General features: G+C 35.1%; 10 protein-coding genes. 9 read left to right on the top strand and 1 reads right to left on the bottom strand.

Features of this window, described 5'->3' with window-relative positions; genetic code table 11:
* Positions 1 to 20: 20 nt before the first annotated feature.
* The 8 genes from R1T42_RS07220 (at position 21) to R1T42_RS07185 (ending at position 10,665) form a co-directional block, all read left to right on the top strand.
* The gene (locus tag R1T42_RS07220) at positions 21 to 1,574 is read left to right on the top strand and encodes a RagB/SusD family nutrient uptake outer membrane protein (protein WP_317291848.1); all 1,554 of its coding nucleotides are present in this window, start codon (positions 21 to 23) and stop codon (positions 1,572 to 1,574) included.
* Positions 1,575 to 1,721: 147 nt separating this feature from the next.
* The gene (locus R1T42_RS07215) at positions 1,722 to 2,906 is read left to right on the top strand and encodes a glycoside hydrolase family 88 protein (RefSeq protein ID WP_317291847.1); all 1,185 of its coding nucleotides are present in this window, start codon (positions 1,722 to 1,724) and stop codon (positions 2,904 to 2,906) included.
* Between the two features lie 21 nt (positions 2,907 to 2,927).
* Positions 2,928 to 5,339: a glycoside hydrolase family 2 protein gene (locus R1T42_RS07210; protein ID WP_317291846.1), complete on the top strand. Its 2,412-nt coding sequence runs from the start codon at positions 2,928 to 2,930 to the stop codon at positions 5,337 to 5,339.
* A gap of 128 nt (positions 5,340 to 5,467) precedes the next feature.
* The gene (locus R1T42_RS07205; RefSeq protein WP_317291845.1) at positions 5,468 to 6,316 is read left to right on the top strand and encodes a DMT family transporter; all 849 of its coding nucleotides are present in this window, start codon (positions 5,468 to 5,470) and stop codon (positions 6,314 to 6,316) included.
* A gap of 189 nt (positions 6,317 to 6,505) precedes the next feature.
* Positions 6,506 to 8,716, top strand: a complete 2,211-nt coding sequence (locus R1T42_RS07200; protein WP_317291844.1) for a heparinase II/III domain-containing protein — start codon at positions 6,506 to 6,508, stop codon at positions 8,714 to 8,716.
* A gap of 3 nt (positions 8,717 to 8,719) precedes the next feature.
* The gene (locus tag R1T42_RS07195; protein ID WP_036585354.1) at positions 8,720 to 9,097 is read left to right on the top strand and encodes a cupin domain-containing protein; all 378 of its coding nucleotides are present in this window, start codon (positions 8,720 to 8,722) and stop codon (positions 9,095 to 9,097) included.
* A 32-nt stretch (positions 9,098 to 9,129) separates the two neighbouring features.
* Positions 9,130 to 9,891, top strand: a complete 762-nt coding sequence (locus tag R1T42_RS07190) for an SDR family NAD(P)-dependent oxidoreductase (RefSeq protein ID WP_042293783.1) — start codon at positions 9,130 to 9,132, stop codon at positions 9,889 to 9,891.
* A gap of 18 nt (positions 9,892 to 9,909) precedes the next feature.
* Entirely contained in the window at positions 9,910 to 10,665 is a 756-nt protein-coding gene (locus tag R1T42_RS07185) for an SDR family NAD(P)-dependent oxidoreductase (protein WP_317291843.1), read from the top strand.
* An 82-nt stretch (positions 10,666 to 10,747) separates the two neighbouring features.
* Here R1T42_RS07185 and R1T42_RS07180 read toward each other — a convergent pair whose 3' ends face one another.
* Positions 10,748 to 13,048: a chondroitinase-B domain-containing protein gene (locus R1T42_RS07180; RefSeq protein ID WP_317291842.1), complete on the bottom strand. Its 2,301-nt coding sequence runs from the start codon at positions 13,046 to 13,048 to the stop codon at positions 10,748 to 10,750.
* Between the two features lie 314 nt (positions 13,049 to 13,362).
* Between R1T42_RS07180 and R1T42_RS07175 the strand changes: the two genes are divergently transcribed.
* Positions 13,363 to 13,866 (top strand): GbsR/MarR family transcriptional regulator, encoded by a 504-nt coding sequence (locus tag R1T42_RS07175; protein ID WP_317291841.1) that lies wholly within the window; start codon positions 13,363 to 13,365, stop codon positions 13,864 to 13,866.
* Positions 13,867 to 13,869: the final 3 nt, after the last annotated feature.

Here is a 13,869-nt window from a genome sequence, read left to right as displayed (position 1 = left end):
ATAATCGTAAATATATAATTATGAAAACATATAAATTATTACTGTTATTGATAGGTGTATCAATAATAGGATGTTCAGATTTAGAAGAAGATCCTGTAGGTAGATTATCGCCTGACGGATTCTTTCAAACACCACAAGATATTCAAACAGCAGTAAACGGTGCTTATACCCATGCCATAAATGAAAAGTTCTGGGGAAGAAAACTATCGGTAGCATTAATGTTACGTTCTGATATGGTAGACCTTGCTTCAAATGAAACAAGAAGAATGGAGATGAATGATTTGACTACCCTAGGGAACAACGGTATGATTAGTGAATTCTGGCCTAAAACCTACCAAGGTATTGCAGCGGCTAACCAAGCTATTGCAGGAGCAGAGTCTGTAGCTGCAGATGAGACAATTAAGAATCCAGTTATTGCTCAAGCCTATTTCATAAGAGCATTTTACTATTTTCATTTAGTAAGACAGTTTGGTGATGTTCCATATATTGATGCACCTATAACAGATGCTGATGCTGCTGCTTCAATTAGCAAAACACCTGCAGCACAAGTGTACGAAAATATAATTGCTGATTTAGAATATGCAAAAGAATGGTTGCCAGATACACAAGTATCTCGTGCTATACCATCTAAAGGAGCAGCAAGTTCTTACCTCGCTTTAGTTTATTTAACAATGGCTGGTACTAATGATACTGCTATGTTTCAAAAAGCTTTTGATGAGGCTTCAGAAGTAATTATGAATGAAGGCCTTTATGGTTATGATTTAGATTTAGATTTTCAAAACTTATTTAATGCAGATGAAATTGATGCGTCGGTTGAACCAATATTTGCATTAGACTATAATAATTTTGAAGCTCCTAATAACGCGTATGATCAAATTGCACCTATGACAGGAATTAGAGGAGATGATAGAAATTCTGGTGGTGGCTGGTCTGTTGCAGTACCTTCTTTTGCTGTATATGATACATGGGGTCCTCTAGACTATAGACGTGCAGTAAGCATGGATGATGGTGCTAGTATTAATGGTAACCTTGAATTCTATACTAATTTCACAACAAGTGGACATCAGTTTGCAAAGAATAGACCTTACATCGCAAAATATACTCGTTTTCCAGGAGCATTTGCTCGTGGTAACGCCAGAGCGACAAGTCATAACTACTCTATGCTACGATATGCAGAGTTACTTTTAATCGCTGCAGAAGCGGCAGTAGAGATAAGCGATAACGAATCTGCCTTAACATACATGAATCGTGTTAGAGCTAGAGCAAGAATGGGTGGAACAACACTAGTAGCAGGTGTAAGCACTACAGTTGCTCCAAGCGCTGAACCAGCAGAGTTGCCTATGAATTATATGGTTACTGCAAATGATGTATTAGAAGAGCGTAGATTAGAACTAGCTTTTGAAGGTAAAAGATGGTATGATATAGCTAGAAGACAATTAGGAGCAACTGCATTTGGAGCTACGGGATTGGAAGGTGCTAAATCAGACTTTTCTGCTACTGATTATTTAATGCCCTTACCGGCAGATGAGTTAGATAGAAATCCAAATTTATTGCCTCAGAATCCAGGATATTAAGAAGTTGAAATAGCCAACTGCTTTAATCCCAGTAACTTTAAGTTGCTGGGATTTTTGTTTACCCAATTTTGAATTGATGGTTCTACTCTTTGTTTTACTTTTAAAATGAACGAGGTAAAACGCTTCGATCTTAATTTTATTTAAATCATGAAAACCTTTTACAACATTAGTTGGCTCTTGACCTGTATTATTTTTATAGCCTCCTGCAAGCCTCATGAACCTAAAGAAATAATGACTGCTGATATTGATCAGCTTTTGATCGCTCGTTATAACAAAGTACTCAACTACACATTAGATTCGACAGCCTTTCCACGTAGTTATAATCCTGAGACAAAACAAATACTCAAGCGACCATCAAAAGATTGGACGAGTGGCTTCTATGCAGGAAACTTATGGATGTTGAGTGATGTTACTAAAGAGTCTCGCTTTCGCGAAAGCGCAATCAAATGGACGGCTTTTATAGAAAAGGAAAAATATAATTATAGAACTCATGATATGGGTTTTAAGGTTTACAACAGTTTTGGATTAGGTTACCATCGTACAGGAAATGAACATTATAAAGATGTATTAATATCAAGTGCACATACGCTAGCGTCTCGTTTTAATCCTAATGTTCAATCTATACGATCGTGGGATTTTAATAGTGATCAGTGGGAATTCCCTGTGATTATAGATAATATGATGAATCTGGAATTATTTTTTGAAGCGACTAAACTTTCCGGAGATTCTACTTTTCACAAATTAGCGGTAAAACATGCAAATACTACATTAAGAAATCATTTTAGACCAGACGACAGTACTGTCCATGTGGTGGTATATGACACGATTAATGGTAATGTAAAAGAACGTGTAACTCATCAAGGTTATAGCAATGAGTCTGCATGGGCTCGTGGACAAGGTTGGGCCATTTATGGATATACGATGGCTTATAGATATACTAAAAACGAAGATTATTTAAAACAAGCGCAGGCGACTGCAAACTTTTTTATTAATCACAAAAATTTACCTGCAGACGGTATACCATATTGGGATTTTGATGCTCCTAACATTCCAGATGAGCCCAGAGATGTGTCTGCAGCTGCTATAGTAGCATCAGCTTTGGTAGAGCTTTATGGTTACACGGATAAGCAAGATTACATTAATTATAGCAGGAAAGTATTAAATAATTTAAAGTCTGAGGAATATATCCTTCCTGCTGACCTAGAGATTCCTTTTATTCTTCAACACAGCTCTGGTGACTGGTCCAAACGATCAGAAATGGATGAACCTATCATTTATGGAGATTATTATTTCCTTGAATTGATGCTACGCTTACAAGAACTGGATCAATAATTTTCACTTTAAAACTACTTTATGAATCACTTTTTGAAACTTTGGGTACTCGTTTTTGTGATTACAGCCAGCTGTGACTCAGATATGTCAGGGATATCAACTACTACTGTTGAAAGGTCTAAGACTAATATTAACCAAGACTGGCAATATTTAGAGCATCCAACATTAGATATAAATGAAGCTCTAGAAAAGCAAGATTGGGAATCTGTAAATCTACCACATACATGGAATGCGCTGGATGCAACTGATTTGAATCCAGGTTATAGACGTAGTTCTAGCTGGTATAAGAAAGATTTGGAGATAGAAACTATTGTTGATAATGCAGTTTACGAATTGTATTTTGAAGGAGTAAACATTGTTTCTAAAGTATATGTGAACGGAACAAAGGTAGGTGGTCACATAGGTGGTTACATAGGTTTTACAGTAGATATTACAGATGTAGTAAAAGCAGGAAGTAATGAAGTATTAGTTAGAGCAGATAACAGCTATGATCCAGAAGTGATTCCTTCTCAAAAAAGTGATTTCTTTATTTATGGAGGTATTACTAGAGATGTATGGCTAGTAACTTTACCTGAAACACATATTGATAGAGTAAAAGTTACACCAACAGTTTCTGCAGTAAATGCTAGCGTACTTATTAATGTGGAAACTTCAACGCTTCCAAAAGAGTTTATAGTAGATTGTGAACTAACATCACCGACAGGTAAATCGTTTAAAATGACTGAAGCCGTTGGAACTGATAAATTCACGAGTCTGTCATTTGAAAACATCGAATCTCCAGAACTTTGGAGTACCAAAACTCCTAACCTTTATACCTTAACCACAATTATTAAAAACGGCGATAAAATCATTGATCAAACCGAGAAAAAAGTGGGATTACGCTGGTTTGAATTTGAAGATCATGGCGCCTTTTATTTAAATGGAGAACGATTATTATTAAGGGGAACTCACAGACATGAAGAACACGCTGGAGTAGGAGCAGCTATGAGCAACGAGCAACATCGTGCAGATATGGAACTTATAAAAAGCATGGGGACTAATTTTGTGAGACTCGCTCATTATCCACAAGATCCTGAAGTTTACAAGGCTTGTGATGAGTTAGGATTAATTGTTTGGGATGAACTACCATGGTGTCGTGGCGGATTGGGTAATGATGTATGGCAAGAAAATACTACCGACATGTTGAAGGGAATTATTAATCAGAATTACAATCATCCCAGTATTGTATTCTGGTCACTAGGAAATGAGGTGTATTGGTTACCAGATTTTGAGGATGGTGATAATACAGAAAAGATGAACCAGTACTTACAATCACTCAATGATCTAGCTCATAAAATGGATCCGTCACGAGTTACGGCCATAAGAAAATACTATGAAGGAGCAGATATCGTAGACGTCTTCTCACCGTCCATATGGTCTGGATGGTACTCTGGTAGTTATAAAAGTTATCAAAAAGCAATTAATCAATATAAAGCTCAATACAAACATTTTATCCATACCGAATACGGAGGTAGTAGCCATGTAGGTCGACATACAGAAAATCCGATTACTGGTGAAGGAGCTATTCAAGCTGATGGATGGGAAGAGGCAATCGTACAAACAGATGTGGCAAATATTGCTCAAATAGGTGACTGGAGTGAAAACTATATGGTCGATTTATTTGACTGGCATTTACGTATATCAGAAACGGATTCTACCTTTATAGGTAATGCGCAATGGGCGTTTAAAGATTTTGGGACGCCGTTAAGACCAGAAAATGATATTCCATATATTAATCAAAAGGGATTAGTGGATAGAGATAATAACCCTAAAGATTCCTATTATGTGTTCAAAAGCTACTGGAGTGATGAACCATTTGTATGGATAGAATCACACACTTGGACAGAACGTCAAGGTCCTAAAGGATTAGAAAGAGAAATAAGTGTTTATTCTAATGCAGAAGAGGTGGAGTTCTTTATGAACGGTAAATCTTTAGGTAAAAAGATTAAAGACGTTAATAAGTTTCCTGCATCCGGTCTTACTTGGTTAGTAGATTTTAAGGAAGGTGATAACGAGATGCGTGCGGTAGGCACAATGAAGGATGGTGACGTTGTGAATGACGAGTTATTAGTGAATTATAGATTTACTAAAAATGGAAAGCCTAAGGCACTTACATTAGATTCAAAGCAGTTGGATAATGGTAATATTTTACTAATCGCTCAAGCTGTAGATGCAGATGGACTAAGATGTCTAGATTATGAAGAGCGTGTTTATTTCCAGGCCTTGTCTGGCGGTACGACAATAAAAAGTCATGGAACACCGACTGGAAGTGAATCTATAAAAATGGCAAACGGTAAAGCAACGATAGAATTAATACGCAACGATGGAAGTGAGCAATTAGAAGTAATGGTGATAAATCAAAGTTTTAAAGGTACCTATCTAGTTATTGAATAAAGCTCCTTGATAGGGATAGTAAAGACTTAATCTAGTATCTCCATTGTTGTCTTTAAAGTCCTCTTAAAACAGTAGTACTTAATCAATATAAACTCTTAAACTTGCACAGTCATAATTAATAGTTGATGATGAAGGATTTACAAAAGGCGATACTTTTCATGCTTTTCAGTACACTTGCGTTTGCGATAATGAACGGTGTTGTAAAATATCTATCTGATTTTAGCGCATTTCAATTAGTGTTTTTTAGATCTATTGGATCTTTAATCATCACCATGATTTACCTTAATTTCAAGAAAATTTCGATTTTAGGTAATAAAAGATGGTTGTTAATTGCTCGTGGCGTCTTCGGTTCGATTTCGCTCTTACTGTTCTTTTTATCACTCAAATATTTACCGGTAGGTACAGCGGTAACTTTGAGATATTTATCACCCATATTTGCAGCCGTTTTTGCGGTGATATGGCTTAAAGAAAGAATTAAACCTATACAGTGGTTGTTTTTTTTGATAGCTTTTTCTGGTGTATTTATCTTAAAAGGATATGATGAAAATATTTCACTAATCGGTATTGGTTTAGTACTATTATCAGCACTAGGTATGGGATTAGTATTTGTTGTTATCTCTAAAATAGGTAAACAAGATCATCCTATGGTTATCATTAATTACTTTATGGCGATAGGTGTTATAATTGGTGGTCTACTTAGTATTAATAACTGGATTCAACCAGTAGGAGTTGAATGGTTATTATTAGCTAGCTTAGGTGTTGTTGGGTTTATAGGACAGTTGTTTATGACGCGTTCTTTTCAAATAGCCTCAACTTCATTAGTTGCACCATTAAAGTATTTAGAGGTCATTTTTACGGTATTGATAGGTGCTACTTGGTTTATGGAAATTTATACAATATGGTCTGTATTAGGTATTGCTTTGGTAATAATTGGGTTAGTTCTTAATATACTTTATAAGTCTAAACGAAGCTTATAAAAAACTTCTGTTAACCTTTCACTTAAGCAAATTCTCAATAATCCTACCTTTTTAATCAGATTGTTTAAACAAAAGACCTCTTGGATTTGCAATTCCACTATGAATACCTTTATTTTGGGCAACCAGATTGGTAAACCAATTTTGATAAGATTGATTTCTATTACCTTATCTTTTAAACTTGACTGATTTATGCTTCAAAGAATTATAATTCTTGCCTTTTTAATAATGACTGCCACTGCATGCGAGCAAAAGCAAACCGCGATAGAATCTTCTAGTTCAAGTAGTCAACTTCTTTTATCTGCTTCAGGAATAAATACTTTGAAAAATTCTGATAATTTAATAATTAATCAAGCCACAGAAAATTTAGAGGATAAAGTGCAGGAAATATTAATTGAGCCAGTAATTATTCCACAGCCCGTTGATGCTGGTGGTGGTTATTCTCACGAGAAGCACAAAAGAAATTATGCAGAGTTGTATCAAGTTGCCATTTCATATAACCTAAATCCTAGTGATGAAAAACTAACTTATGTGAAAGAAATGTTTGATGGATATGCTAATATGTATCCTACGTTAGGAATGCATCCTAAAGATAAAGAGAATCATCCAGGTGGTAAATTATACTGGCAAGGCCTCAATGAAGCGGTAACGCTTTTTTACATGATCCAGGCTTACGATATGACTCGTGATTTTATGACAGAAGAAGAACGTGCAAAAATTGAAAGTGATTTATTACGCCCTATGGCAAAGTTTTTAAGCGTCGATAGTTATGATGTCTTTAATAAGATTCACAATCACGGGACATGGTCTGTTGCTGCTGTAGGAATGACTGGGATGGTTTTGGGTGATGACGATATGATAGACCGTTCTATTTACGGAAGTAATAAAGATAGTAAAACAGGTTTTATAGCTCAATTAGATCATTTGTTTTCTAGTGATGGGTTTTATAGTGAAGGACCTTATTACCATCGTTATGCTATTTTACCATTTATAGCTTTTGCAGAGGCGATTGAGAATAATCGTCCAGATGTGAAAATATTTGAGCATCGTGATGGTATTTTAAGAAAAGCTGTGACTACCTTATTGCAACTTACGGATGAACAAGGTCGTTTTTATCCTATCAATGATGCCATTAAAAGTAAGACATGGGAAAGTGATGAGGTTGTGTTTGCAACAAATATTGCCTATAAACAATATAAGGATGCATCTTTATTACCAGTAATTAAGATGATGAATAAAATATCATTAACAGATGCTGGTGCTATAGCTGCAAATGCTATAACAGATACCACTGAGGATTTTTATGAAAGACCTAGTATGTTCATTGCAGATGGAGTAGACGGTAACAGCGGTGGACTATCATTAATGCGCAGTCCACAAAATACAGCAGGTCAATTACAAACAGTTCTTAAATTCTCTACCCAAGGTATGGGACATGGACATTTTGATAGATTAACTTTATCTGTTTATGATCATGGCAATGAAATTATACCAGATTATGGAGCAGCAAGGTTTTTGAATATAGAAACTAAAAGAGGTGGAAGATATTTACCAGAAAATAAAACCTATGCTCAACACACCATAGCACATGGTGCTGTAGTGCTGGACCAAAAATCACAATATAAAGGAAATGTAAAATATTCTGAAGAGCATGTTTCTCAACTTGTCAAAAACGATATGAGTAACGATCGATTACAAGTAACCATAGCAGCAGATACCATGGCATATGATGGTTCAAAATTGTCCAGATCAATCACCATGGTTAATGATGCAGATATCACAAATAGACCATTTATAATTGATTTGTATCATGTGGATTCTAATACAGGCCATCAAATGGATCTAAATTATCCATTCTTCGGTGATATCATCGACACGCAATTTGATTATAATAGACCAGTTAACAAAACTGTTTTAGGAACTGATAATGGATACAATCACCTGGAAGTTCTTGCAAAAGGTTCACCTAAACCTAACAGCACAAACTCTCAATTTACCTTCTTACAAGCTCAGCGATTTTATAGTATCACTAGCGTTACAGATCCGTCGACAGAATTATTCATCACTCAAACTGGTGCAAACGATCCAGAGTTCAATCTTAATCTACAACGTCAGTATTTAATTAGACAACCATCAGGAAGTAAAAACCACACTTTTGTAAATATTATAGAACCGCATGGCTTCTTTAATCCTATTCAAGAAACGGTGACTTACCCTAAATCTGCCTTTTCAGAATTAACGCATGAGCAACAAGGCGATTATGATGTGGTAACTTTTAAAATTGGAGAAGAAAATTATTTATACATGCTTTCGCGAAAGCGTGATGGCAAAAACAATCATACAATAACATTTAACGGGAAATCTTATAGTTGGGATGGACCACATCAATTAATTAAATTATAAATGATGAAAAGATTTAGTGAAAAATACATTTTGACAGACCAAATGGAATGGGAGAATTTAGGAGGTGGAGTCTCTCGTAAATTTTTAGGCTATGACAATCAAATCATGATGGTTCAAGTGAAATTTGAGAAAGGTGCAGAAGGAGCGCCTCATCAACATTTCCATACACAAACAACTTATGTTGCTGCTGGAAAATTTGAATTTGAGATTGATGGAGTAAAACAAATCGTGAGTGCTGGTGATGGCGTTTATATGGAGCCTAACTTGATGCACAGTGCGGTATGTCTAGAAGAAGGAATGTTAATAGATGTGTTTGCACCAGTGAGAGAAGATTTTCTCGATGGTAGCGGTGTATCTTACTTTGGAGATAAAGAAGCTTAAATAACAACAACAATAAATAAACAATAAATAATATGAGTAATAAAGGTAAAGTAGCCATAGTAACTGGCGCAACTAGCGGAATAGGGTTTGAAGTAGCAAAACGATTAGGAACTGACGGTTATACGGTAGTGTTAAACGGTTTACAAGATGATCAAGGAGCTGCATGTGTAAAAGAATTAACTGCACAAGGAATCACTTGTGAGTATAGCGGTTTTGACGTTACTAATGAAGAAGCAGTAAATGCAAGTATAAAAGCTATAGGTGAAAAATATGGTAGAATCGATACACTTGTAAATAATGCAGGTGGATTAGGTGGAAGATCTCGTTTTGAAGAGATGACTACTGACTTTTATAGAAAAGTAATGGCATTGAATTTAGACTCTGTGTTTTTTGCGTCTAGAGCAGCTATTCCTTATTTAAAAAATGGTGAGCACCCATCGATCATAAACTATACATCTAACGCAGCATGGAATGCTGGTGGACCAGGTGCTGGAATTTATGGTACTTCTAAAGCTGGTGTGCACGCTATTACTAGAGCTCTTGCAAAGGATCTTGCAGAATATGGAATACGTGTAAATGCAGTATCTCCTGGTACAATTGATACACCTTTTCATGCACAAATTAAATCTACTAAGCCAGAGGTGTTTGCTTCATGGGCAAATAATATCTTACTAGGTCGTCTAGGTCAACCAGAAGATGTGTCTGGAGTTGTTTCTTTCCTTGCGAGTAAAGATGCTTCATTTATCACTGCAGAGACTATCCAAATTGGTGGTGGACAAGCTTTAGGTATTTAATATAATATTCTTAATAAAATGAGTAAGCTTAAAGGTAAAGTTGCTGTTGTAACGGGTGGCGCGCGCGATATAGGACGTTCTATCTCTTTACAACTAGCTGCCGAAGGTGCTAATGTTGTTATCAACTATAACAGTAGTGCTAGTCAGGCAGAGGAAACTAAGAAAATGATTGACGACGCTGGTGGATCCTGTACCATTGTACAAGCTGATTTAACTAAAATGGCAGGCGTTCAAAAACTTAAAGAGGCTACTGTAGCGGCTTATGGTGATGAAGTGCATGTATTAGTGAACAACACCGGTGGAATAGTGGCTCGAAAAAATACAGATGAGGTAGATGAGGAATTCTTTGACCTTTTAATAGATTTGAATTATAAATCTACATTCTTTGTAACTCAGTCCATAGTTCCTTTAATGAATAAAGGAGCTTCTATCATTAACTTATCATCTTTAGCGGCTCGTAATGGTGGCGGTGGCGGTGCGGCTCTTTATGCGGCATCTAAAGGCGCGATCACAACACTAACAAGAGGCTGGGCAAAAGAGTTTGGTCCTCAAGGAATAAGAGTGAACGCAGTAGCGCCAGGAATGATCGCGACTAAGTTTCATGATGATTTCACAACAGATGAGGTACGTACTAATGTTGCAGGAATGACACCATTACGTCGTGAAGGTTCTGCAGATGATGTTGCAGATTTAGTTGTTTATCTAGCCACAGATAAGAGTGCTTATATTACTGGTACTAATATTGATATAAATGGTGGACTAGCGTTTAGTTAGTCATTGAATTAGCCAAATATTCAAAACAAAAAAACCTGATAGATTATCTATCAGGTTTTTTTTTACTTATAAAATATGCTGGTTAGTACACTAATTTTAGAGCGATGTTTTCAACTACCTTAATTTCTCCAGAGTTGGTAATCGTGTTGTTGATAGGTTGTTGACCTTTTGCACCCCATAAGACCGCTGTCAGTTTGGTGTGATTATCTTTAAATGTATTGTCCTTAAAAGTTACATTAACGATACCTCTAGTATTCACTAATATTTCATCGCTATCTGTTTTTCCACAATTCATAAAAGTATTACCAGACAGATTTAAAACACCACCTATAGTTGATTCATCATATCCACCACGATAAAAGTCAATCACTTCATTGGATATATTTTCAAAGGTAGAATTAGTAACTGTTAAGAATTCTACGTTATAATCTCCTTTATCATCAGTTTCTTTATCCAGCAAGAAACCGTTTCCACAATTTTTAAACTGAGAATTATTAACTATAATCTGATCTGCAAAGGAACTTTTTGAGGCATCTATAACTGATTTAAAATTAGAGACACTAACATTTTTTAAATGGATTCCATAAGCCATGGACATATTCTCATCTAGCGTATTGAAAAGGTCTTGTTCTGGCGTTCCTAAAATATTTAAATTTTCTAAACTTAATATTCCTTTAGGTTGCATTAAGAAACCAGTTTTTAAGGCATCAAATTGAATTGTTGCTTTATCATTTGCTCCACGTATAGTAAGTTCCTTTGATAGAGGTATGGTTTTATCGATTAAGTAATTACCTTCACTTAAAACGATAACATCCTCAGAATTTGCATTTTCAATCGCGGCTATTAATTCGTTAATGTTAGAAACCTTATGTGTTTTAACATCTTGATTTCCTGATGCAGCTGTAAACCATTCTGGACCGTAATTATCAGTCATTAATTGTACAGGTTCTTCTTGAATTGGTGGGATAATTGCACCTATGTAATTTTGATCTTGATTTCTGTTTTTACCTAATGCATCTGTTTCTATAGCATTAAAGTTAAATCCATTGTATAATTCCTTTTCATAGGTTGTAGGAGTGTAGTAGATATCATATGCTGGTTTTAAGTCCGCTTTCGCGAAAGTGAAATAATCCAAATCTGTCGTATTATTATCATATGCAGTGGTCCATAGATTACTTTTAAACTTAACACCGTCAATCTTATCGTAAGCCTTAATAGGATAAGAGGTAGCTGACTGGTTGTAAACAAAATTATTTGCAAAAATGACTCTTTCAGGTCTAGCAGATCTAATTTCTGATGGTGGTAGTACTTCGGCTTGATCTAGATTTACACCTACAGAAAAGTGAATAGGTTGCTCGCAGTTGATCCAGCTGTTGTGTGCAATTACAGCATCGGTAACTTGATTGTATCTATTTAGTGGTGATTTAGGGATACCATTCATCACTGCAAGTGCCGCACGAAATTCCTGACCTTTCAAGCCGTAAAAATAATTGTTAGTAATCCAGTGACCAGTGTTAATGACTCTAATTCCGCCTACGTATGGATTATCATTTGCAATAAATAAATTACCACTGATAGTAGCGTAATTACCATGACGCGTGACTACAGATCCTTCACTTTCTAAAAATACATTGTTGCTGAAGTTGTTGAAATTAGACTTACTAGATATGATTTCAACCTCACCATTACATTTTTCAAAAAGGTTGTTAGTTACCTGAGTGTAAGATGGAGTCATAGAAGTCATACTAGCTCCTAACTGCATAGTCTCTGCCTTAGGTCCACCTTTCCTAGGGCGTGGTCCGAAATGATTATCATGAATTTTATGATAATTGTTAATATGTCTATTATCATTTAAATAAACTTTTACGGTTGGACCTTCATTTGATTTTCCAGCGATATAAGAATGGTCTAGCTCGTTATACTGTCCATAAAACTCTACCCAATGATCTTTTCTGTGTCTATCTAGTTGAGTGTAATCCTCTATTACGGTACCTGTAACGCGGCAGTTGTATGCTATAGAATCTGGACTATTGCGGAATATGATAACAGCTTCATCTGGTGTGTAACCATTCTTAAAATATAAATCTTTGACAATTAAGTGTTCTCCACTTATTTTTAAAACAGATTCACCTTCTAGCGTTACTTCTCCTGGCGTTTCTGCTCTCAAGGTTATAGGTTGTTTTTCAGTTCCTGTAGCATGAAATTTTATTTGAGAATTTTCCCAAACGCCATTTGATAGAATGATCTCATCACCAGGTTGAGCATTATCAATCGCGTTTTGTAAATCTTCTATATTCTTTACAACTGTATCCGAAGGGTTATTTTGTTCTTCACTGCAGCTGAAGTTTAAAATTAATAGTAGAATAAGAAGTAGCTTTTTCATATGAGTGATTTAGAATATGAAATTACCTTAAATAGTTGATTTTTTATTTTCAAATTAATCATAGATAGTACAGTATTAGGGGAAAAAACATCCCAATTCACTGGTTTTACTGACTTAAGAAGATATCATATTGTCAGTATTGCTATATGAACAGTATTAATTTGATAATTATAATCTTCAATTTTGAAGATTGTATATCTGTGAATTGAAAAGAAATTTCTTTAACAATATTTAACTTCGTTTAGTTCGGTTGGTTCCGAACTAGTTATATATTTGCATGATTAAATAATGATAATAGGCTAATTTAAATAGAAATGAAAGATTCGATTTGCAAGGAAAAAATGGCGCTTGTTGAAAAGTTAGGTGTTCATTTAGAAAATAGGGAACAGCTTGCACCTGTTGCAGCTAGGATATTATCATATATCATACTTACTGGAAAAAAAGGAAGCACGTTTGAAGATCTAGTGACAATTCTATGTGCAAGTAAAAGCACTATATCTACACATCTTAATCATTTACAAGATTTAAATAAGATTCAATACTTCACTAAAGTTGGAGATCGTAAAAAGTATTTTATCATAAAAAAAGATATCATAATTCAGCATATGGATAAAATGGTGAGTCATTGGGATGATGAAAGAGCCATACATGTAGAAATTAAGGACTATAAAGAGGTTATTAATAATAGCAAAATTGAGAATGAAGAAGAAAAATTTGATCTCAATTTTCACACAGATTATATAAAATACATAGACGATGCTACAGCGTCTATTTTAGAATTAAAAAGTAAAATATCAAATAATCAAATCAATATCTAAAGG

Origin of the sequence: Nonlabens ulvanivorans (genome assembly GCF_032922765.1) — a bacterium.
Classification (GTDB): Bacteria; Bacteroidota; Bacteroidia; order Flavobacteriales; family Flavobacteriaceae; genus Nonlabens; species Nonlabens ulvanivorans.
This window is presented reverse-complemented; position numbering and strand designations above follow the sequence as displayed.